This is a genomic window from Streptomyces sp. ISL-98, from assembly GCF_018614055.1.
GTDB classification, from domain to species: domain Bacteria; phylum Actinomycetota; class Actinomycetes; order Streptomycetales; family Streptomycetaceae; genus Streptomyces; species Streptomyces spiramyceticus.
Genome location: NZ_JAGGPB010000004.1, coordinates 211,718 through 231,366 on the forward strand (window position 1 = coordinate 211,718; position 19,649 = coordinate 231,366).

Consider the following 19,649-nt stretch of genomic DNA (forward strand, 5'->3'; position numbering starts at 1 on the left):
GCGTCTTCGCAGGCGACGCCACGTGCCGAGTACCCGTCCCAACAAAAAGCAATCTCCCTCCCTCGCAAGCTCCCTTGCGCGGGAGGGATTTTCTATTTAGAGTCTCCCTAGCAAGCAAGAAACCACCCGCTACCTGCACGGGACGAGGTGAGACATGTACCGCCTGCACATCGACAAGCTGAAGGATGCGGCGGCTCGACAGGGTGATACGACCCGCGCCGCCATTTTTCGCCGCACCGGAATCTCCGAGTCCTCCGTCTACCGGATCCTCTCGGGCGAGTCGCAGCCTGACTTGAATTCGGCCCTGCGACTGGCCGTGGCTTACGGCATCGCCGTCGAAGACCTGATGGAACTGGCCAACACCGACAGCGTCGTGGCATGAGCGGCCAGTCACGCGAGGAACGTCGCGCACTGCTCGGCGACGACGTGATCGCCGACATTCAGCGCCAGGTCGCCGCCGCACCGCCCCCGCCGCCGCACGTGATCGCCGAGCTGCGCCGCATCTTGACGCGCCCCGCTGCTCGTACGACGCCGAGGACACCGGCCCGACGCGCCGCCTGACCAACGCAAACGGGGCCCCCGGACCATGCCCGGTCCAGGAACCCCTCGGCACCTCATCCACACGAGAAACGAGGACACCGTGAAGAACACTACCGCTCCCAATACCGCCGCGATCGAGCTGTTCCAGTCCGAGGACGGGAAGCGCTGGCGCCTCGCCGGTACCGACTCCAACGGCGGCCGGTTGTTCGTCCCCGAGCAGGTTGACCCCGCGAAGTGCGCCCGCTGGGTATGGGCGAAGGAAGCCGAACTCGCCGTCGCCGTCGGTGCGCTGAGCCCGATCGGGCGTGCGGCATGAAGCCCGAGGAGCTCCTCTCCGAGGCCCGAAGGGTGTTGTGGGCCGGACTGATCGACAACGGCGACGAGCTCGTGTCGGCGGCCCCGCAGATCTTCATCGACGCCGGGATGCTCGTCCCCTCGGGCGGTGCCGCTGAGCTGGTGCGCCTGCGGGCTCGGGTTGCCGAGCTGGAGGCCGAGCGGCACTCGACGAACGACGCGCTCGCCGAGACCACCATCGCACTTCGGGCGGCCGAGGACGTACGGCCGCAGGTCGCCCAAGTCCGCGCGCTGATCGCCCGGCAGGCCGGCGCTGTCGAGGACCCGCACGACTCGCCGCTGCACCACGAGTACCGGACGCTCCGGAACCTGCCCGAGGTGACGCCGTGATCTGGCTGATCGCCCTGTCCCTCGCCTGGCTCTCCTTCTGGCTCCTCGAACTCGCCCTCGGAGGCACCGATGCCTGACCGTATGCCCGTTGACGGGCCGTATCGCATCTACGTCGACGCACTGCCGACCGGCGCGACCATCGACGTGTCGCACTACCTGGCCACCGTGCTGCTGAACCTCGCGCACGCCGCCGAGGAGGACGGGGAGGGGCTCCTCTCTGAGCTCGTCGACATCGCCGAGCTGGCGCGGTCCGCCGCTCACCAGGGCAGGGACTCGCACGCCGCGCACCAGCGGGACGTACAGGTCGCGGAGTTGCTGGCCGAGGTCGCGGACGACGGGCGGATTCCGGTGTACGGGGCGCAGGTCATGCGTCTCGCGGACCGGCTGCGGTCGATCGCCGCCCCGAAGGCCGCGCCGACGCAGCGTGATGCCGCATGAGCGCCCGCGACGCGACGCTCGCGAAGGCCCGCGAGGCAGTCGCCGCCATGGTCGAGCAGGACACCGGAGGCCAGCGCCCACGGTGGCGGCTCATCATCACCGACAGCGAGTCGCCCACCGGTGTCGCCCTCGTCTGCACCGCCGAGCGCAGCGACGCCCTGCACATGATCCACGACTATCCCGGCGGCCCGATTCGTGACGAGGAGGGCGTCTACGACTGCTGCCCGTGGCCGCAGATCGAGACGTTCTCATCGATCTTCGCGGCGTACCTGGTCGAGCTGCTGAATGCCGACGCCGCCGCGCAGGGCGAGAAGGACACCCCCATGGGCGAGTTCACTCCCCAGCCGTGCGCTACCTGCGAGCACGGCCCGACGGCCCACCAGCGCCTCGGCAGCACCGGCGGCGAGGGATGCCTCTCCTGCCTCAACGACGAGGCCGCCTGGCTCCACGCCTACACGCTGCCCAAGGCAGCTCCCCAGCTCGACGACATGAGCAACGCCGACGTCTTCACCGAGTCCGAGCTGTACGAGATGGACCGCGACGACGAGTTCCGCCAGGACGCGGAGGACGACGCCTGCAACGCCGCCGAGTACGAGGCGGAAGAGCGAGGCGACGCCTGATGACGACGACACCGATGGTCGGGGCTTCGGCCCCGGCCGCCGGGGGGTGCCCCCGGCGAATCGACGCCATGGCGCACCTGCTGGCCGTCATCAAGCGCGATCGCGGCGAGTGGACCGTCGGACGAGCCAAGCCCGTGTACCGGCATCTGCTGCGCAAGCACATCTACCGCGCCACCATCCGCCGGCACCTCGCGCGCCTTGAGGCCGCAGGCCACCTCACCCGGCACGGCGACGGAACGCCACGCCGCTTCTACACCTACCGCAAGACCGGAGGTAACGCCTGATGGCCACCGCCGTGCAGCCTCAGACCGCCGCCCAGCCCATCACCGAGCCCGGCATCTACCAGATGACCAACGAGGAGTACCACGCCGACCGAGGCAGCCTGTCGTCCAGCGGCGCCCGGAAGCTCCTCCCCCCGTCCTGCCCCGCCCTCTTCCGGCACTCCCAGGACACCCCCCAGGAGCCGAAGAAGACGTTCGATCTCGGCTCCGCCGCGCACAAACTCGTCCTCGGCGAGGGGCCCGACCTCGTACGGATCGACGCCGACAAGTGGACGACCAACGCCGTCAAGGCGGACGTCGCCGCGGTGCGCGCCGAGGGCGGAATCCCCTTGAAGCCCGCCGAGCACGAGCAGGTTCACTCGATGGCTGACGCGCTGCGCCGCCACCCCGTCGCCTCCGTCCTGTTCGATCCGGCACGCGGCCGCCCTGAGCAGTCCTTGTTCTGGCGCGACCCGCTCACCGGTGTGATGCGCCGAGCACGGTTCGACTGGCTGCCCGACGCCCGCAGCGGACGCCTGATCATCCCCGATTACAAGACCTGCCGATCCGCTGAACCGGCCGCCCTCGCACGCGCCGTCGACGAGTTCGGCTACCACCAGCAAGACGACTGGTACCGCGCCGGCGCGAAGGCGCTCGACCTCGCCGACGAGGACGCCGCGTTCGTCTTCGTCTGCCAGGAGAAGACCGCCCCGTACGTCGTGACGGTCGTGGAGATGGACGCCACCGCCCGCCGGATCGGCGCCGCCCGCAACCGCCGGGCCCTGGAGCGCTTCGCCGAGTGCACCGCTACCGGCCGCTGGCCTGGCTACAGCGACGAGATCGCCTACCTCTCCCTGCCCCCGTGGGCCGAGATCCGTGACACCGAGGAGTACCTGTGAACTTCCCCGTAGAGCAGCAGTTCGCCCCGGCGCCCGCCCCGGCCCCCAACTTCGTTGGGCAGGGGACCGCAGTTGAGCAGTCGCGGGCGGTCGCCGAGGTCCAGGCCGCCGTCATCGTCGCCCGCCAGTTCCCCCGGAACGAGGCCCTGGCCATCCAGAAGATGAAGACCGCGTTCCAACAGAAGAACCTGGCCGCGCGCTCGTTCTTCCGCTTCAACCGCGGCGGGTCGAACGTCAACGGAGAGACGATCCAGTTCGCGAAGGAACTGGCTCGCTGCTGGGGCAACATCCATCACGGCCTGGCCGAGCTGCGCCGTGATGACGTGGCGGGCGAGTCGGAAATGCAGGCGTGGGCGTGGGACCTGGAGACCAACGAGCGCTCCTCCACGACGTTCATCGTCCCTCACTCCCGGTGGACGAAGACGAACGGCAGCACGCGCCTGGAGGACCCGCGCGACGTCTACGAGAGCAACTCGAATAACGGTGCGCGACGCCTCCGCGAAATGATTTTCACGGTGCTGCCCTCGTGGTACCGCGAGCAGGCCAAGGAGATCGCCACCAACACGCTGAACAACGGCGAGGGCGACAAGCCTCGCTCGCAGCGCATCGCAGACGCCATCACCTCGTTCGAGGGGCTCGGCGTCACGGTCGACCAGATCGAGACCAAGCTCGGCCGCGACAGCGACAAGTGGACGAACATCGACCTCGGCCAGCTCCAGATCATCTACCAGTCGCTCCAGCGCGGCGAGGTCACCCGCGACGAGGAGTTCCCCCCGCAGCGCGTCACGGTGAGCGAAATCCACCAGCAGGCCACCACCTCCACCCCGGACAGCGAACCGTCTGCGGACACCGGGACGGCGAAGCAGTGGCCGGCGGCCGCGCAGCCCGGATCGGGGGCCCGCCCGTGAAGCTCCACATCCCCGCCCTGCTCCGGCCCCACGGCCGCCACCGCGCCGCCCCCGCCCCGGTGTTCGTCGACCTGCTGCCCGGCACCCGGTGGCTGGTCTGCGACACCACCACCTGCGCCCACCTCACCACCCGCCACCACCCGCAGCCCGACGGCGCCTGGAGGTGCGGCCGCTGCGGCCGCACCAAGGGGGAGCAGTGACCACCCTCGACTGGCACGACGACGGCCTGTGCGCCCAGACCGACCCCGAAGCGTTCTTCCCCGAGCACGGCACCAACCCGCACGCCAAGCAGGTGTGCGACGGATGCCCTGTGAAGAACCTCTGCCTCCAGGACGCCATGGAGGAAGAGGCCGGCCGCGGGGTGGATTACCGGTTCGGCATCCGTGGCGGCCTGGGCCCCCGGCAGCGTTACCGGCTCGCGAAGAAGAGGGCAAGCGCATGACCGCCCTCGACCGGGCCCGCGCGCTGCTCAACCAGCCCGCACCCGACGTCATCCCCGGACAGATGGCCGCTGAAATCCCGCCCGAGCGGCCATGGAACGGGCTCACCGTCCTCGACCTCTGCTGCTGCTCTGGCGGCGCATCAATGGGCTACTGGCTCGCAGGGTTCAACGTCACCGGCGTCGACAACCGCAACCGGCCCCGCTACCCATTCACGTTCGTCCAGGCCGACGCCATCGAGTACGCCCTGGCCCACGGCCACGAGTACGACCTCATCCACGCGTCATGGCCGTGCCAGTACGGAGCCGCAATCACCAAGGGCACGAACGCCCACCTCCGCGACACCTACCCCAACCTCCTGCCGGCTGGCCGCGCCGCAATGCTCGCCACGGGCAGGCCGTACGTCATCGAGAACCCCGAGGCGCGGCCGGACCTGGTGCTGTGCGGGACCCAGTTCGGATTGCCGATCTTGCGGCACCGCCGGTTCGAGGTCCACGGCTGGACCCCCATGGGCATCCCCCACACGAAGCACCGCGGCCGGGTCCGCGGCCACCGGCACGGCAAGAAGTACCCCGGCGACTACCTCGCGATCTACGGCAAGGGTGGCGGGAAGGCCACCGTCCCGGAAGCGCAAGCCGCGCTCGGCATCACGTGGACCGACGTGCACGAGGAACTGACCGAGGCCATCCCGCCCGCGTACACGCAGTTCCTCGGCGAGCAGGCCGCACAGCAACTTGCCGGCGCCGCCGCGTGACTGCCCACCGGCCCCGCCCGCAACCGCCGCCCGGCGGACTCCTCGACTGGCGCGACGCCTCGCACTGGTCGTGGACCGCCAAGCCCTGCCGGTACTGCGGGAAGCCCGCACACCTTCGCGACTCGAAGCACAAGCCCGCGCACAAGACGTGCGCGGAGCAGGCCCTCGCGCAGCAGGCCGCCGACGCGGCCGGCGCCTACCAGAACGGACACCTTTCATGACCACCGAGCCCGATACGACCATCACCGCCGTGGACGGCCGCGACGCCCTGGCGTTCGTCATCGTCCGCCCCGGCAGCACCGAGGGCAGCGTCTCCATCGAGGCCGCCGCCAAGGGCCTCAGCAAGCCCGCCGCCGCCTACGTGCTGCGCAGCGTCGCCGACGGATGGGACGACGAGAACGCCCCCCCGAGCGGCGACGCCGAGTTCCCCGCCACCTGGAACGGCGGCCACTCCCTCGTCGTGGAGTACGGCGACTGCGAGTTGTACGGCCGCTGCCAGTGCGGCAAGGAGTTCGGCATGGTCACGCCGGACAAGTCGCTCGACCGGTTCGCCGGGCCGTGGGAGCTGCACGTCAGGGGGCTGAACAGCTGATGGGCTACTACCACTCCACCTACTTCGCCTACGGCTTCCAGATCACCGACACGCACCCGAACGACCTGGACGACCTCGACACCCAGCTCCAGCGCCACAGGGAGCAGCACGGCGGCGACGTCGGGCACCTCAACGCGGGCGACTACGACCGCGACATGACGTTCCTCGTCACCCACTCCACCGAAGTCACCTTGGGCAAGTTCGAGCACGTCACGCCCCAGACGCATCCCGCCGAGCAGTACGAGGCGTGGAACCGCGAACTCAAGGCCGCCGCCGCAGCGCTCGGAGTCGTCGCCCGTGCCCCCGGGTGGCTCGTCATTCCCGACCTCAGCTGACCCGACCGCGCCTGACCGTCCGGGGCGGCCGGCCCCGAGCCCCGCCCCGGACGCACCACCCGCACCACGACCGAGAGAAGCCGCACATGCCCTGGGTCCGCCTGGACGACCGGTTCCCGTCGCACCGGAAGGTCGCCCTCCTGTCCGACCGCGCGTTCCGGCTGTACGTGTCGGCCCTCTGCTGGTCCTCCGAGAACCTGACCGAAGGCCGCATCACCGACCGCGAATTGCCGATCGTCACCCGCCTCCGTGGTGCGAAGGCCGCGGCGAAGGAGCTGGAGGACGCGCGGCTGTGGGACCGCACCGAGGGCGGCTGGAGCATTCACGACTACCTCGAATACAACCCGGACCGGGCGCGGGTGCAGGAGGACCGGGCAGCGAACGCGGCACGGCAGGCAGCGTTCCGGGAGCGGAAGCGCGCCGAGCGTGAAGCCGCCCGTAACGGCGGGCGTAACCCCCCGAGTAACGGCGTTACGCCTGACGGGAAAGACGGCTCGGAACGCACGACGGCGACACGAACGCGACACGACGGCGACACGACGGAGCGACGAAGCACCCCCGAAGGAAACGCATCTTCGCAGGCCACAGCGTTTCGTAACGGCGTTAGTAACGGCCCCCCGTCCCCGCCCCCTACCCCTTCTTCTCCTACGGAGAAGAAGCAAGCAAGCACGCCCGCACCCCCCGACTCCGACATCCCAGAAGCCGCCCGCCCCCTCGTCCACGGACTCACCAAAGCCGGCGTCTTCGTCCGCTGGCCCTTCAAGGGCAACGACTGGTTCCCCCTCCTGGCCCTCATCACCAAGACCGGCGTGCCCGCCATGGTCGACCACGCCGTCAAGGTCTCCCGCCGAACCGAAGTCGAGTCGGCCAAATACTTCCTCAACGGCTGGGCTGAACTCCCGCCCCTCCCCCCTGCTGGCACTGACCGCCCACCGCTGCGCGCAGTCGCCAACGACGGCTGGACGCCCTACCAGAACCCCGTAGACCCCTCCGTGTACGAGAACGGATTCTGACCATGAGAGAACCGCAGACCGTCGGCAGCCTCGGCCCCAGCGCCTTCGCCAACCTCATGGCAGGCATCGCCCACCGTCCACAGATCCAACCCGGCCCTGTGGACGACGCACCCAACCCAGACGAACCCGGCCACCCCGAATACCACCGCAACCGCCGAGCCGACTGGGCACTCAAGCGCTGGGCCACCACCACCCCGCCCCGCTACCGCCGAGCCGACGCCACCCTCCCCGACGTACAGCAGTGGGCCGACCGCGCCGCCGCCGACCCCGAAACCGCCGGATCACTCCTCCTCACCGGCACCACCGGCACCGGCAAAACCCACGAGGCATACGGCGCACTCCGCCGCATCGCCGCCGCCGGCCCCCACGTCTACGAAATCGTCGCCACCACCGCCGCCGACATGTACGGCCTACTCCGCCCCAAGGGGTCCGACCGCGGCACAGAGGAAGAACTCCGCCGCCTCTGCCGCGTCCCCCTGCTCCTCCTCGACGACCTCGGCTCAGCCAAAGCCTCCGAGTGGACCGAGGAAGTCACCTACCGGCTCATCAACGAGCGGTACAACGCCTGCCGCCCCTCGATCTACACCAGCAACCTCCCCGCCGACTCCCGCGACGAGCACGGCCACCGCCAAGGCCCCGACCTCACCACCGTGCTCGGCGAGCGCATCGTCTCCCGTCTCTCCGAAGACACCCACGTGATCGCCATGACCGGCCGCGACCGCCGACGAGGAGCAGCCGCGTGACCATCCCGCTGGCCGCTATCGCCGTCATCGCCGCCGCACTCGACGACTACCGGCTCACCACCCCCGAAGCCACCGCCACCCCCCACGGAGCCGCCGAACGCGCCGCCAAGTACCTCATCGCCTCCGGATACGCCATCACGCCCGACACCCGCCCCACACAAGCCCCACGACGCACACCCCGCACCCGACAGACCGACCAGAGCTAACAGCCCGGCACACGGCCGCCTATCCGGTTCCACACCACTCCGCGCACAAGGAGCAGCACATGACCGACCGCCCCGCCCGCAACGCCGTGTACAGCGAACTGATGTGGCCTGAGTGGAACGCCACGACCGAGGCCCACGGCGTTGGCAGCGCCGAAGACGCGAACGCCCTGCTCGACGCGCTCGACGCCGAAGCCGCTTTCGCCGCCCTGCCCGCGTGGGAAGCCATGTACGAGCCGGGCAACGTCTCCGACTACCTGATCGGCTACGCCAACAGCGAGGCCGCCGCCAAGGGCGCAGCTATCGCCTGGCTCCAGTCAGAGAGCGACATCAACGTCACCACGATCGAGTGGGTGACGCAGCCGCATGGCGACCAGCACGACCAGTGGTTCGAGCTGATCCAGAACCACGACGACGGCATACACACCGGCACAGGCATCAACGTCCGCCACCGCACCGCAGACCCCTCGTGATCGCCTTCACGCTCTACGTCCTCGTCGTCATAACCGCGGCCAGCACCATCACCGGCCACCCCAACTGGCCCACCTGGTGGCACCAATGAGCCACCGCACCTACCAGACCGCCGCAGCCACCGGGGCCGCCACCCTCGGCCTCTGCTGCACCACGCTCGCCATCAACTCCCGGTGGTGGGAAGCCGGGATGCTCGCCTTCGTCGCCGTGTTCCTCGTCGAAGCCTCCGCCCGCGAGTCCCGCGCCCACCGCGACGCCCTGGCCCGCGAGCGCATGGCCCGCAGCAACGAGCAGGAGGAGCCTCTCCTCGTCCCGTGCTGCTCGTTCTGGACCTCGTCCGCTGGCGCTGTGCACGCGCCCGACTGCCACACCTGGAGCACCCGATGACCGAGCCCCGCCACACCGCGGACACGATCACAGACGATGCCCTCGACCAGCTGTACGACCGCGCTGCCGAGGGCGAACGGCTCCGCCTGGAGCTGGCCAACCAGCGCGAGACGTACGAGGACGCGTGCCAACAGATCGCCGCCATGCACGCCGCAGCCGTCGGCGAAGTGACCGGACCGAACCGGGGCGTCGTCGAGGACGTCGCCGATGTCCGCGAAGCCATGCTGCGCGCTGAGCAGGAGCGGGACGGGGCGTACCGAGAGCGCGCGCACTTTGTCGCCTACCTCGCCAGCCTCTACCCGGCCCACATCGGCCACACCGACCCGGACGCCCCGGACTGGGCCGTCGTCATCGTCCAGACCCCGGCCGGTCAGATGAGCTGGCACGTCACCACGCGCGACATGGACCTCTTCGAGCACGTCCCCCGGTCGTACCCCTCGCTGCCCGGCTGGGACGGCCACACGACCGATCAGAAGTACGAGCGGCTCCGCGCCCTCACCCTGCGCCGCAAGCACTGAGCACGGCGAAGGGGCGTGCCCAGTCCGCCAAGACCCAGCAGGCACGCCCCAACCGGTGCGATCACCGTACCGCCCCCGCGCACCACAGGAGCCCACAGTGACCACCGCCGCCACACACCTCCGCACCATCGCCACCACCTGGACCGACCTCCGCGACGCCCTCGGCGCACCCACCACCATCGGCGCCTTCGGTATCGGCCTCCGCGGCTACCTCAACGCCCTGGAGCAGTACGACCCCGCCGAGGCCGTCGCCCTCCGCGCCCTGGAGCGCGACCCCGGCCAGATCGGCGAGCGGCCCGTCCCGATACAGCTCCGCGTGTACGAGACCATGCGCACCGTGGAGGCCGCCCTCGCCGAGTGCGCCGACGCGATCGCCGCCGAAGCGCAGATCGAGCCCACCCCCTTCGCCACCCGCGACTGGCCGGCCGCGGACCGGGCCCGCCGTGACGCCCGCGCCCGCGCAGACCTCGCGGACCCCCGCCGCTGGCGGTTCCGCGGCACCACCCCCCGCGCCCCGTACACCGCGCTGTGGCTGCTGGCCCGTGTCGAGCACCGCCCCGGCCCGTTCCGGCGCCTCACCGAACCCCAGCAGCGGCACATCGCCAACGTGGCCGCAGGCGCCGTCGGCCGCATCGAGTCGCTCCTCGACCTCACCGACCAGCGCCGCGAACTGACCGGGCAGCACCCATGCGCGTGCGGCGGCACCATCGAGATGTACGGCGGGGCCGGAGCCATCCCGTGCGCGCGGTGCAAGGCCTGCGGGGCCATCTGGACCGAGCAGGGCGTCATCGCCGCGTAGATCGGCCGGGCGGGTCGGCCCACGTGTTCGGGCCGCCGCCTCGCCACTCGATCAGCTCTGGGTCATCGATGCTCGTGTTCGCCTCAGGCAGCCCTGCGCGGCGCAGGAACTCGATCACATCCAGCAGGTGATACGCCACGCCGACGCGCTCACCGTGGATCGTCACCCGCCTGCCGCCATCCGGCGACACGGGTTCCACGACCACGGGCGGTACTCCGGACATGCCTCCAGCCTGGACCCGGACCGGTCCGGATGCATCCGGACAGTGTCCGGGCAGGTCACGGCAGGCCCAGCACCTGATCCGGATTGCACATCCCGCACGCCTCCACGCCCTCCACAGCAAGCAGGCGGCGCGCCTCGTCTCGGTTGACCGCCCGCCATCTCTTGCCGCTGTTCGGGCAGCCCCCGGCGTGGACGGCTACGGGCGGGCGGCCGACACCAATGCCGAGCTGGACGCCCCAGTCCGGTGGTGGCGGCTTGCGCGCCTCCGCCCGCTGCTTGCCGGCCTCCCGCTCTTCGGCTTCCCGGATGGCGTTGCGGATGCGGTCGAGCCACATGGCGTGCCAGGTCTCCAGGGCGCGGAGGCGTAGCAGGTCAGGCGGCAGATCGTACATGCGTTCGAGTCTACGCCGACGGGTGCCCGCTCACTGCCAGTGGCCGCATCACGCCTGGTCAGAAGTACCCCGGTATGGCGCAAAGCTCGTGCGAAGCGCACGGATGCGGCCTACGGTCAAACTATGACGGACAGTGCGCATAGTGCATTGGGTGATGAACTCCCCCGGCTGGTGGGTGCGGCCGCAGTGGAGGGAGCCCGCGCTGAATTCGCCCTGCGGTACCTCTTGGTGGGTCTCCTCGACTCGCAGTACGCGGAGATCGTCGCCGCAGGTGTGCCGGTGGGCACGCTGATTGCCAACTGCAAGACGATCGCCTCCGAACACCTGGGGCTCGACAAGCAGCAGAAGACGAAGGCGGAGGACTTCCTCAGTGACATCGAGGGCTTGATGAAAGCCCGGAATCGCCTCGTTCACAGCATCCTGGCGATTGACCAGTCCGACGTCGCTGGTGAGCAATCCCAGCAGATCACAGCCCTGTACTCGACGTACCAGAAGCCAGGCCGGTCGGAGACCATGTCGGTGGACAAGGCGCGCGAGGTGGCGGAGAAGCTGCGGACCGCTGCGGATGAGTTGCTGATCTGGACGATTTCGACCTTGCCTGCCGCGTCCCAGCAGCAGGTGCACCCCGACTAGCCGATCCGAACCGGCCTCACCCCTATCCAGCCGTTTGCTCCACGGGACGGTTCGGAGGGTCCGGTGATGCCATGACCAGCTGCTTTATCACTCAAGGTTCGATGGCATGCGTTTGGGGTTCGATGGCACAGGACACCCCGCGAGCAGGGGTCAATCGCCCACGTGACTCGCCAGCACCTCACGCCACTCTCGCATCCGCGCCAGCACCTCTGTGAGGTCGCTGATCACCGTGTCGACTTCGGCGACGTCCGTGATCGACCACCAGTCGGGGCCGAAGCCGATGAAGGGGCGACCGGCGGTTCCGTCAGCTCTGGTGTACGCGAGCAGTTCGCAGTCCAGGAGGTCCACCCACTTGCCGTCCGCGTCCTTGACGGTACTGCCCACGCCGTTCGCCGAATGGAGAATCTCTTCGATCATGGGGAGGGGCGGACGGTGCCTGTTCTTGCACCACGGTGGACAAACGATTTGGATCGGGGCTGCTTCCGCAATGTCGCTCACGATCCGACCATCTCGCGCGCTGCAAGCCAGGGCACTGAGCCACGACCACCGCGTCACCCGCACGTATGACTTCGGCCCGCTTCCTGGGAGCGGGCCGAAGTCCTGGCACAGTTACTCGTCGACGCTCTTCTTCGGCCGGTTCTTCCCCGACCCCGAGTAGCCGCGCTCAATGTCCTGCACCGTGGCCAGCGACACCCCGAGCAGCGCGGCGATCTTCCGATACGGGACCGGCGGCTCCTGCCCACGCATGTCCAGCACGACTTGCCGTCGCAGCTCCCGCCACCGAACGCTGCGCCCCGCCTGATCGGCCAGCACTTCACTGATCGCCTTCGCGCGCGACTGGGGATCAGCCATCGCCTCAACTGCATCCATGGCGTCGATCACCCGCTGGGCCTCCTCGGTCACACCCGGCCTCATCTCGTTGGGCGGGCCGCTTGCCTTGAGCGTATGGGGCCCCATACGCTCTGAGGAAGTAGCCCGCACGACTACGCAGAACGGCCCCGGCCGGCGTTCGCAGCGCCACATGGCCGGGGCCAGACCCGCCCCTGAAGCGATCAAAGGAAGCAGGTCCGCCATAGAGCGTACCCACACACACCTCATCGGGGCAGAGCCCGGCACCGCCGACGCCGACAGAGTCCGGGCGATCTTGCGCGCCACCGCCGACCGGCTCGAAAGCATGAACCGCCGCACACGCATGAGCGCCAACTCGCGATTCGTCGAGATCCAGGTCGCCGTCTGGGACTACCACGGCAACTACAGCAGCAGCACCCCCGAGTTCGGCCGCGACATCGTCGCCACGCTCACTGCCGTGCGCGACCTACCCCTGACCGGCACCCGCGCCGAGTACGCCGCCCGCCTGCGCCTCGCCCTCGGGGCGGTGTGTCTCTGATGGCACACGACGAGCAGCCCGACCGCCGCTGACCACCACCCGGCCGGGCCTGACCCCCCTCGGGGCCCGGCCACTCCTCGCTCCTGGAGCTGCACGTGAAGACCCGCATCGAGGTCCGCACCCGCAAGGTCCCGCACACCATCGACGGCAAGACCTCCATGGTCGACGACGAGTACACCGTCCACGTCCCCGTCCCCCCGCGCGACTGGGACCAGGTCGTCCGTACGGGCGTCACCGCGGCCGCCGGACTCATCGTCACCGCGTCCGTCGTCTGGTCGACCGCCAGCATCGGCGACCTCCTCGACCGTGTCGTCATCGCCCCCGCCGCGTACGCCGCGGCCGGCGTCTTCGACCTCGTCTGGATCTCCTGCATGGCGATCGAGTGGCTCGCCCGCTACGACACCCGCCGCGCCCAACTCCCGCGCCGAGCAGGGCACGCCGCCCTTGCCCTGGCCATGGCCGCGGTCGCGATCCACGGATGGCTCGCCGGGCACCTCGCTATCGGCCTCGTCGGAGCCGCCGTCTCCGGGCTCGCCAAGGGACTGTGGACCGTTGTCCTCACCCAGGCCGCCACGCCGCTCGACCACCGTACTCAGCAGTGGGTGGACCAGCAGCGCGCGGAGGCTGGCGGCAGGCTCGCCATGGTCGCCGTACGCCGCCAACTCCAGCGCGCGGAGGGACAGGTGCAGGCAGAGGCCGCCGCGCTCACGACCGGCGCGGACACGGATCCGGAGCCGCAAGCGGACACTGATCCGGACGCAGATGCCGATCCGGACACGGTTGTCCGGCCTCTCCGTCCGTCCGTCCGCGAGGCCGTACGGACGGCCCTCGGCTCCGGATTCGATGACACGGAGCGCGTTCTCGCGTACGTCCGCAAGGTGGCCGACCCGGACGCCCGCCCGGACACCGTGGACCGGTACATCCGCGCCCTCCGCCCCAAGCGGAGCGCCTGATGCTCCTCGACCTGATCGTCTTCCCGATGCTCGCGCTGCTCGCCGCCCTCGGCCTGGTCGCCTGCGCGCGATCCGAGCCGCGCATCCCCGGACTCCTCCCCGCCGTACGCACTGTGGCCCTCATCACCGCGGCTGCCGTCTACATCGCCGCGATCTGGAGCACCTCGTGAACTACGTGACCTACGGCGGCGTCACCGTCGGCCTCCTCCTCCTCTGCCACCACCTCACCATCTGGTGGCCCGGCCCGAAGTCCCTCAAGTCCAAGCCCCTCGACCACGCCGGGAAGCTCTTGCCGTTCCTCCTCGCCTGGACCTACGGCGTCCTCGCCATCCTCGGCGTCGGCGGCCTCGTCGGCTGGATCGCCGACACCACCCTGTGGATCTCCAACTGGCTCGGCGACGCGGCCTTGGTGTGGGGCGTCGGCGGCCAGACCGGACAGTCCGCGACCGGCACCAACTACCTGCCGCTCACCCAGACCGGCAGCGGCATCCTGCTCATCCTGACCGTCGTCATGCTCGCCGCGATGAAGAAGTCCAAGCACGGGCGAGACATCAAGTTCGGGACGTGGTGCGGTATCTGCCTGGGTACGTCGGCGGGGGTCGCCGGGTTTGCTGCGGTGCCGCTCGCGCAGGCCGCGAACTGGGCCGGGACAGCCGTTTATGGGGCGTTCGCGTGAGCAGCCGTGCGGCCGGCGGGTGCGTGCTCACCGTCGTCGTCGGCGGGGCTTTCGCGGTCGTGTTCGCCGCCTCGCCGACGGTCGGGTTGCTCGCCGTCTGGGGTGTCGGCGTGGGGTGTTTGACGCTAGCCGTCAGGCGCCGAGTGTCCGATTCGTCCGCCACTCCCCCACCGGAAGGGGTTGAGGGCTGCGGCGATGTCTATGCGGATGAGCGGCCCGTAGTCGCGAGAGTGGTCCGGAGCCGAGACGGGGTTATGTGCACCATCCACCCAGTACGGGGGGAGGTGAACGAGACGTGATCACACTCTTGTTGGCGCTGCTTCGCTTCGAGCAGCAGGAACTCCCGTACTGCCCCCAGTGCGGCGGCCACTACCCGCCTCACAGCCACTGATCCGCCGTTGTCAGACCCTGCCGTTACGGTGAGAGTTCGAGTTGCTGGCGCTCCTCGGACCGGCCCCGCCCCCTGCACCCGCAGGACGGCGGGGCCGCTGCGTGGGAGGATCCCGCCGTGTACCGCTAATCCACGGTCGATTCGGTCAAGAGGCCGAACTCATTAAGCGTCCAAGCGATGTCGACCCCGTCGAGGAAGTTGACGACCGGACGCAGCGTGGTTAGCTCTTCCCGCTCACCAGCCCGCGAATAGAACACGCCAGCCTTGCCAGCTCCGAGAACCTCGACAACGTCGCCCACGACGACCGAGCCGTCATATTCAACCCATTCGTCTCGCCGCTTACCCGTCAGGGCCGCGCGGGTCGGTCGCTCGGTACCGAAGGCCACGGAGACCTGCCTTACAGGCCCGCTGCTCTGATTGTGAACCCTGATACGCCAGTGTCTGGCCCCTGTTACAGTGCCCGCGACAGGGATCAAGTCGTACTGGAACTTGACCAATTGAGCCTGCTGGCGCCTCCTGGCCTCCAATGCATCGCCGAGATCCTGATGCTCTAGTGCAAGCACGTCCATCTGCCTGTTGATGAACTCTCGCTGCTCAGACAACTGTCGTCGCTGGCTGTTCATCGTCGCCAAGGCGCCGTAGGCCGCCGCCGCAGCGAACATCACCCCTGCCCAAGTTGGGGCGTCTCCCCAATCGATCCCACTCATGAACCGGCAGGTTAGCGGCACGCACCCCTGCGGCCGCGCCCCCCAATACGTCCATAGTTGCTTTCCGGCCGATCTTCCGTCATCCTGACCGCAGATCCGGCGTGCCCGGAAACAGACACTCCAGCCCCCGCCCACACGCGGGGGCTTTTGCGTGCCCGGAGGTGAGCCGCATGGGAGGACAACACGCCCGCGTCACCGACGAAGACCGGAACCAGGTCCGCGCCCTCCACGCGCAGGGCCTCGGCCGCAACGAGATCGCCCGCCAGATCGGCCGCGCACAGCGCACCGTCAGCGTCCTCGCCGCCGAGATGGGCCTCGTCTTCGACGTCACCATGACCGAGGACGCCACCCGCCACCGCGTCGCCCAACTCGCCGAGAAGCGGACCATCCTGGCCGACGCACTCACCGACGACGCCCTGCGGCTCAGCGAGCAGGTGTGGCAGCCCGCCACGATCTACAACTTCGGCGGCAAGGACAACACCTACGAGGCCCGCAAGGTGCCCGAACCGCCGGCCGCCGACAAACGCCAGCTCATGGCCGCCGCCACCAACGCGGCCGCGCAGTCGCTGCGCCTCGTGCCGCCCGAGCTGGAGGCGTCCGGCGTCGAGGCGGCCCGCTCAATGCTCACAGGCCTCGCCGACGGTATCCGCCTCCTCGCCACCACACAGGAGGACGACGGCGAGGAGGGCTGATGCTCGACTCCCTGCCACTGTCCCGAAAGCAGGTCAGGTCAATCGCGGACTCGACCGCGCGCATCAACATCTGGCACGGGGCGATCCGGTCCGGCAAAACCATCGCCTCGCTAGTCGCGTTCCTTATCGCCATCGCGGTCGCACCGTCGTCCGGACTGATCGTCATCGTCGGCAGAAGCTTGCAGACGATCGAACGGAACGTCCTCGACCCGCTCCAGGATGAGGCCCTGTTCGGCCCTGTCGCCCGGCTCGTCGTCCACACCCGGGGCGCCACCACCGCAACCATCCTCGGCCGCACCGTCCACATCATCGGCGCCGCCGACTCCCGCGCGGAAGGCCGCCTCCGCGGCATGACCGCGTGCCTCGCCTACGTCGACGAGGCCACGCTCATACCCCGCGGTTTCTGGAACCAACTCCTCGGCCGCCTGTCCGTGCCCGGCGCCCGGCTTATGGCGACCACCAACCCCGACAACCCCGGCCACTGGCTCCGCAAGGAGTTCATCAACCGAGCTGCCGAACTGGACCTGCGGTCTTGGCAGTTCACCCTCGACGACAACCCGGCCCTCGACCCGAAGTACGTTGCCTCCCTGAAGGCTGAGTACGTCGGGCTCTGGTACCGGAGGTTCATCCTCGGCCACTGGGTCCAGTCCGAAGGCGCCATCTACGAGATGTTCGACGCCGAACACCACGTCGTCGACGAGGTCCCGCCCATCGCGCGCTGGCTGTGCGACGCGATCGACTACGGCACCGTCAACCCCTTCGCTGACCTGCTCATCGGGCTCGGCACGGACAAACGGCTGTACGTCGTCAGCGAGTACCGGCACGACTCTCGGACCGCGCGCCGACAGATGACCGATGCCGAGTACTCCCAGGCCCGCCGCCGCTGGCTCGCCGTTGTTGCACACCCGGGCTCGAACGTGATCGGCATCCGGCCCGAGTGGACGATCGTCGACCCGTCGGCTGCCTCTTTCATCGAGCAACTGCACCGCGACAACACCCCGTCCGTGATGCCCGCTGACAACACCGTGTTGGACGGCATCCGCACGGTGGCCACCCTCCTCAGCGCCGACCGGCTCCGCGTTCACCGCTCGGCGACCGGCCTCATCGACGAGCTCCCCGGCTACTCCTGGGACGACGAAGCGGCCGAGAAGGGCGAGGACAAGCCCATCAAGCTCGATGACCACTCCTGTGACGCGCTGCGGTACGGGGTCCGTACGACTGAGGCCCTGTGGCGGCCGTACATCCCGACTCTGCTGGAGGTGGCTGCCTGATGCCCGCAACCGTGTCCGTGCCCGTGTTCCTGCGCGTCGGTGACGGCGACGAGCACCAAGTCGGCGAGATCGAGATCGAAGTCGTCGACAAGGTCACCCGGCAGACCATCGCCGAGTTCCTGCGCGCCGCCGCCGACGCCTACGAACACCCGGAGCAGGAGGACGCCACCAATGCCCCTGCCCACAACTGACACCGTCTGGCCGCCCACCGACCCCACCGTCCAGGCCGCGCTCGCCGACTGGGACGCCTGGTACTCCGCCGACCCCGACCGGCTCGAATTCCGCTACGCCGGACGCGGCCACCGCGAGGCCGTCGGCCACCCCACAAAGCACCGCGGCGGCGTTGTTGGGCGCCTCGCCCGCTGGTTCTGGGGCCAGCCCACCGCCGACGGCGAGAAGCGCGACAAGCTCCACGTTCCGCTGGCCGGTGATATCGCCCGCACCTCGTCAGAGCTGCTCTTCTCCGAACCCCCTTCGCTGATCGGTGGCAACGACGCGACGCAGCAGCACCTCGACAACCTCGTCGAGGGTGGCCTGCACCCGACGCTGTTGGAGGCCGGCGAGGTGTGCGCGGCCCTCGGCGGCGCCTACCTCCGGGTGGTCTGGGACGAGGACGTCTCGGACCGGCCATGGATCGACGTTGTGGCCGCCGACAGAGCCGCGCCCGAGTTCCGTTACGGCCGACTGGTCGCCGTGACCTTCTGGACTGTGCTGGACAACGAGAGCACCAACGACCGCCGAGTGTTCCGGCACCTGGAGCGCCACGAGAAGGGCCGGATCTACCACGGCCTGTACGAGGGGTCGCTGACTGCGCTCGGCGCCGCCCGGCCGCTCCAGGACCACCCGGATACGGCGCCGCTGGCCGCCGAGGTGGACGCAGATGGCGGTCTCGACACCGGCGCCCTGGACCACCTCACCGCCGCGTACGTGCCCAACGTCCGCCCCGCGCGCGCCTGGCGGCACATCCCCACGGCCGCGTACTGGGGGCAGTCGGACTACCAGGGCATCGAGGGCATCATGGACGCCCTCGACGAGACGTACTCGAGTTGGATGCGGGACGTGCAGAACGGCAAGGGCCGCATCGTCGTCCCCCAGTCCATGCTCGATTCGCTCGGCCCTGGGCAGGGCGCCACCTGGAACGAAGAGCGCCGCATCTACAGCGGGCTCAACATGCTGCCGCGCGCGGGCGACCCCAACCCGCTCACCGTCGTCCAGTTCGAGATCCGCGTCGCCGAGCACCGCGACACCTCCCGCGAGCTGGTCGAGCAGGCCGTGCGCCAGGCCGGTTACTCCGCCTCGACGTTCGGCGAGCACGGCGACGGCACCGCGGTCACCGCGACGGAGATCCGGGCACGGGACCGGCGCAGCCTCAGCACTCGCGGGCGTAAGGCCCTGTACTGGAACCCAGGCGTCGCGAACATCTCTGCGGCGTGGCTAGCTGTGCTGGCCGGGTTCCGGTTCCGGGTGAGCGGCTTGGACGTAACCCCGCCGAAGGTGGAGTTCCAGGACTCGATCAGCGAGGGGCCCGTCGAGCTGGCCACCACGGCCGAGCTACTGCGCCGTGCTGACGCAGCGTCCACCGAGACCCTGGTGCGGTTGATCCATCCCGACTGGGACGATGATCAGGTTACTGCGGAGACCGACCGGATTCTCGGGGAGTCAGGGCGCACCGTCGCCGACCCCTTGAAGATCGGGGAAGAGGGTCCTCTCACCCTGTAAGC

Annotated in this window: 36 protein-coding genes; 31 read left to right on the plus strand and 5 right to left on the minus strand. The window is 69.5% G+C overall.

All coding sequences use genetic code 11. The features are described from left to right. Positions 1–154 precede the first annotated feature (154 nt). The 22 genes from J7I98_RS04210 (at position 155) to J7I98_RS04315 (ending at position 10,604) form a co-directional block, all read left to right on the plus strand. Positions 155–382 (plus strand): helix-turn-helix transcriptional regulator, encoded by a 228-nt coding sequence (locus tag J7I98_RS04210; RefSeq protein ID WP_214917852.1) that lies wholly within the window; start codon positions 155–157, stop codon positions 380–382. Further along, the gene (locus J7I98_RS04215; RefSeq protein ID WP_214917857.1) at positions 379–561 is read left to right on the plus strand and encodes a hypothetical protein; all 183 of its coding nucleotides are present in this window, start codon (positions 379–381) and stop codon (positions 559–561) included. The genes J7I98_RS04210 and J7I98_RS04215 overlap by 4 nt, the downstream gene beginning before the upstream one ends. Positions 562–640: 79 nt before the next feature. After that, a complete protein-coding gene (locus J7I98_RS04220; RefSeq protein WP_214917861.1) occupies positions 641–856 on the plus strand; it encodes a hypothetical protein in 216 nt (71 codons plus the stop codon). Beyond that, positions 853–1,224: a hypothetical protein gene (locus J7I98_RS04225; RefSeq protein ID WP_214917865.1), complete on the plus strand. Its 372-nt coding sequence runs from the start codon at positions 853–855 to the stop codon at positions 1,222–1,224. The genes J7I98_RS04220 and J7I98_RS04225 overlap by 4 nt, the downstream gene beginning before the upstream one ends. 69 nt (positions 1,225–1,293) lie before the next feature. After that, positions 1,294–1,662 (plus strand): hypothetical protein, encoded by a 369-nt coding sequence (locus tag J7I98_RS04230; RefSeq protein WP_214917868.1) that lies wholly within the window; start codon positions 1,294–1,296, stop codon positions 1,660–1,662. Further along, entirely contained in the window at positions 1,659–2,282 is a 624-nt protein-coding gene (locus J7I98_RS04235) for a hypothetical protein (RefSeq protein WP_214917871.1), read from the plus strand. The genes J7I98_RS04230 and J7I98_RS04235 overlap by 4 nt, the downstream gene beginning before the upstream one ends. Continuing rightward, positions 2,282–2,566, plus strand: coding sequence for a hypothetical protein (locus J7I98_RS04240; protein WP_214917884.1), 285 nt, complete (start codon positions 2,282–2,284; stop codon positions 2,564–2,566). The genes J7I98_RS04235 and J7I98_RS04240 overlap by 1 nt, the downstream gene beginning before the upstream one ends. Continuing rightward, positions 2,566–3,441: a PD-(D/E)XK nuclease-like domain-containing protein gene (locus tag J7I98_RS04245; protein ID WP_214917887.1), complete on the plus strand. Its 876-nt coding sequence runs from the start codon at positions 2,566–2,568 to the stop codon at positions 3,439–3,441. Before J7I98_RS04240 ends, J7I98_RS04245 begins: the two co-directional genes overlap by 1 nt. Continuing rightward, positions 3,438–4,349, plus strand: a complete 912-nt coding sequence (locus J7I98_RS04250) for a hypothetical protein (RefSeq protein ID WP_214917890.1) — start codon at positions 3,438–3,440, stop codon at positions 4,347–4,349. The genes J7I98_RS04245 and J7I98_RS04250 overlap by 4 nt, the downstream gene beginning before the upstream one ends. Then, the gene (locus tag J7I98_RS04255; RefSeq protein ID WP_214917893.1) at positions 4,346–4,549 is read left to right on the plus strand and encodes a hypothetical protein; all 204 of its coding nucleotides are present in this window, start codon (positions 4,346–4,348) and stop codon (positions 4,547–4,549) included. The genes J7I98_RS04250 and J7I98_RS04255 overlap by 4 nt, the downstream gene beginning before the upstream one ends. Continuing rightward, complete coding sequence (locus J7I98_RS04260; RefSeq protein ID WP_308377666.1) at positions 4,546–4,791, plus strand: WhiB family transcriptional regulator; 246 nt, start codon at positions 4,546–4,548, stop codon at positions 4,789–4,791. Before J7I98_RS04255 ends, J7I98_RS04260 begins: the two co-directional genes overlap by 4 nt. Then, complete coding sequence (locus J7I98_RS04265; protein ID WP_374225065.1) at positions 4,788–5,543, plus strand: DNA methylase; 756 nt, start codon at positions 4,788–4,790, stop codon at positions 5,541–5,543. Before J7I98_RS04260 ends, J7I98_RS04265 begins: the two co-directional genes overlap by 4 nt. Then, positions 5,540–5,764: a hypothetical protein gene (locus J7I98_RS04270; protein WP_214917907.1), complete on the plus strand. Its 225-nt coding sequence runs from the start codon at positions 5,540–5,542 to the stop codon at positions 5,762–5,764. The genes J7I98_RS04265 and J7I98_RS04270 overlap by 4 nt, the downstream gene beginning before the upstream one ends. Then, complete coding sequence (locus J7I98_RS04275) at positions 5,761–6,135, plus strand: hypothetical protein (RefSeq protein ID WP_214919195.1); 375 nt, start codon at positions 5,761–5,763, stop codon at positions 6,133–6,135. The genes J7I98_RS04270 and J7I98_RS04275 overlap by 4 nt, the downstream gene beginning before the upstream one ends. Beyond that, complete coding sequence (locus J7I98_RS04280; RefSeq protein ID WP_214917914.1) at positions 6,135–6,470, plus strand: hypothetical protein; 336 nt, start codon at positions 6,135–6,137, stop codon at positions 6,468–6,470. The genes J7I98_RS04275 and J7I98_RS04280 overlap by 1 nt, the downstream gene beginning before the upstream one ends. 86 nt (positions 6,471–6,556) lie before the next feature. Continuing rightward, on the plus strand, positions 6,557–7,483 hold the full coding sequence (locus J7I98_RS04285; RefSeq protein ID WP_214917916.1) for a hypothetical protein: 927 nt from the start codon (positions 6,557–6,559) through the stop codon (positions 7,481–7,483). A gap of 2 nt (positions 7,484–7,485) precedes the next feature. Then, the gene (locus tag J7I98_RS04290) at positions 7,486–8,226 is read left to right on the plus strand and encodes an ATP-binding protein (protein ID WP_214917918.1); all 741 of its coding nucleotides are present in this window, start codon (positions 7,486–7,488) and stop codon (positions 8,224–8,226) included. Next, positions 8,223–8,432, plus strand: coding sequence for a hypothetical protein (locus J7I98_RS04295; protein WP_214917921.1), 210 nt, complete (start codon positions 8,223–8,225; stop codon positions 8,430–8,432). The genes J7I98_RS04290 and J7I98_RS04295 overlap by 4 nt, the downstream gene beginning before the upstream one ends. A 59-nt stretch (positions 8,433–8,491) precedes the next feature. After that, complete coding sequence (locus J7I98_RS04300; RefSeq protein WP_214917933.1) at positions 8,492–8,902, plus strand: hypothetical protein; 411 nt, start codon at positions 8,492–8,494, stop codon at positions 8,900–8,902. Positions 8,903–8,987: 85 nt separating this feature from the next. Then, a complete protein-coding gene (locus J7I98_RS04305; RefSeq protein ID WP_214917944.1) occupies positions 8,988–9,287 on the plus strand; it encodes a hypothetical protein in 300 nt (99 codons plus the stop codon). Continuing rightward, positions 9,284–9,805 carry a hypothetical protein gene (locus tag J7I98_RS04310; RefSeq protein ID WP_214917976.1) on the plus strand — a complete coding sequence of 174 codons (522 nt, stop codon included), beginning with the start codon at positions 9,284–9,286 and terminating at the stop codon, positions 9,803–9,805. The genes J7I98_RS04305 and J7I98_RS04310 overlap by 4 nt, the downstream gene beginning before the upstream one ends. A 97-nt stretch (positions 9,806–9,902) precedes the next feature. Further along, positions 9,903–10,604, plus strand: coding sequence for a hypothetical protein (locus J7I98_RS04315; protein ID WP_214917980.1), 702 nt, complete (start codon positions 9,903–9,905; stop codon positions 10,602–10,604). Here J7I98_RS04315 and J7I98_RS04320 read toward each other — a convergent pair. Both J7I98_RS04320 and J7I98_RS04325 read right to left on the minus strand, forming a co-directional pair. Beyond that, on the minus strand, positions 10,591–10,827 hold the full coding sequence (locus tag J7I98_RS04320; RefSeq protein WP_214917983.1) for a hypothetical protein: 237 nt from the start codon (positions 10,825–10,827) through the stop codon (positions 10,591–10,593). The two genes, J7I98_RS04315 and J7I98_RS04320, sit on opposite strands and share 14 nt — an antisense overlap. A 55-nt stretch (positions 10,828–10,882) precedes the next feature. After that, positions 10,883–11,218 (minus strand): DUF6233 domain-containing protein, encoded by a 336-nt coding sequence (locus J7I98_RS04325; protein WP_214917987.1) that lies wholly within the window; start codon positions 11,216–11,218, stop codon positions 10,883–10,885. A 123-nt stretch (positions 11,219–11,341) separates the two neighbouring features. Between J7I98_RS04325 and J7I98_RS04330 the strand changes: the two genes are divergently transcribed. After that, a complete protein-coding gene (locus J7I98_RS04330) occupies positions 11,342–11,851 on the plus strand; it encodes a hypothetical protein (RefSeq protein ID WP_214917990.1) in 510 nt (169 codons plus the stop codon). Positions 11,852–12,001: 150 nt separating this feature from the next. Here the strand turns inward: J7I98_RS04330 and J7I98_RS42835 are convergent, their stop codons facing one another. Then, positions 12,002–12,412 (minus strand): hypothetical protein, encoded by a 411-nt coding sequence (locus J7I98_RS42835; RefSeq protein WP_374225066.1) that lies wholly within the window; start codon positions 12,410–12,412, stop codon positions 12,002–12,004. Positions 12,413–12,460: 48 nt separating this feature from the next. Beyond that, positions 12,461–12,754: a helix-turn-helix domain-containing protein gene (locus J7I98_RS04340; RefSeq protein ID WP_308377667.1), complete on the minus strand. Its 294-nt coding sequence runs from the start codon at positions 12,752–12,754 to the stop codon at positions 12,461–12,463. 271 nt (positions 12,755–13,025) lie between these two features. On the opposite strand from J7I98_RS04340, the gene J7I98_RS04345 reads away from it, so the two are divergent. The 4 genes from J7I98_RS04345 to J7I98_RS04360 all read left to right on the plus strand — a co-directional run bounded on the left by J7I98_RS04345 (position 13,026) and on the right by J7I98_RS04360 (position 14,867). After that, complete coding sequence (locus J7I98_RS04345) at positions 13,026–13,238, plus strand: hypothetical protein (protein ID WP_214917996.1); 213 nt, start codon at positions 13,026–13,028, stop codon at positions 13,236–13,238. A 95-nt stretch (positions 13,239–13,333) separates the two neighbouring features. Beyond that, positions 13,334–14,191, plus strand: a complete 858-nt coding sequence (locus tag J7I98_RS04350; protein WP_214917999.1) for a protein transporter Sec31 — start codon at positions 13,334–13,336, stop codon at positions 14,189–14,191. After that, positions 14,191–14,361, plus strand: coding sequence for a hypothetical protein (locus J7I98_RS04355; RefSeq protein ID WP_214918002.1), 171 nt, complete (start codon positions 14,191–14,193; stop codon positions 14,359–14,361). Before J7I98_RS04350 ends, J7I98_RS04355 begins: the two co-directional genes overlap by 1 nt. Continuing rightward, positions 14,358–14,867, plus strand: coding sequence for a hypothetical protein (locus J7I98_RS04360; protein WP_214918005.1), 510 nt, complete (start codon positions 14,358–14,360; stop codon positions 14,865–14,867). Before J7I98_RS04355 ends, J7I98_RS04360 begins: the two co-directional genes overlap by 4 nt. Before the next feature lie 516 nt (positions 14,868–15,383). Here the strand turns inward: J7I98_RS04360 and J7I98_RS04365 are convergent. Continuing rightward, positions 15,384–15,965 (minus strand): hypothetical protein, encoded by a 582-nt coding sequence (locus J7I98_RS04365; RefSeq protein WP_214918008.1) that lies wholly within the window; start codon positions 15,963–15,965, stop codon positions 15,384–15,386. A gap of 170 nt (positions 15,966–16,135) precedes the next feature. On the opposite strand from J7I98_RS04365, the gene J7I98_RS04370 reads away from it, so the two are divergent. Genes J7I98_RS04370 through J7I98_RS04385 form a run of 4 tightly spaced genes read left to right on the plus strand, consistent with a single transcriptional unit; the run spans position 16,136 to position 19,647 of the window. Continuing rightward, a complete protein-coding gene (locus J7I98_RS04370) occupies positions 16,136–16,657 on the plus strand; it encodes a helix-turn-helix domain-containing protein (protein WP_214918011.1) in 522 nt (173 codons plus the stop codon). Continuing rightward, complete coding sequence (locus tag J7I98_RS04375; RefSeq protein ID WP_214918025.1) at positions 16,657–17,928, plus strand: PBSX family phage terminase large subunit; 1,272 nt, start codon at positions 16,657–16,659, stop codon at positions 17,926–17,928. The genes J7I98_RS04370 and J7I98_RS04375 overlap by 1 nt, the downstream gene beginning before the upstream one ends. Beyond that, positions 17,928–18,119, plus strand: coding sequence for a hypothetical protein (locus J7I98_RS04380; RefSeq protein ID WP_214918028.1), 192 nt, complete (start codon positions 17,928–17,930; stop codon positions 18,117–18,119). The genes J7I98_RS04375 and J7I98_RS04380 overlap by 1 nt, the downstream gene beginning before the upstream one ends. Further along, positions 18,100–19,647, plus strand: a complete 1,548-nt coding sequence (locus J7I98_RS04385; protein ID WP_214918030.1) for a phage portal protein — start codon at positions 18,100–18,102, stop codon at positions 19,645–19,647. The genes J7I98_RS04380 and J7I98_RS04385 overlap by 20 nt, the downstream gene beginning before the upstream one ends. The last annotated feature ends 2 nt before the right edge of the window (positions 19,648–19,649 follow it).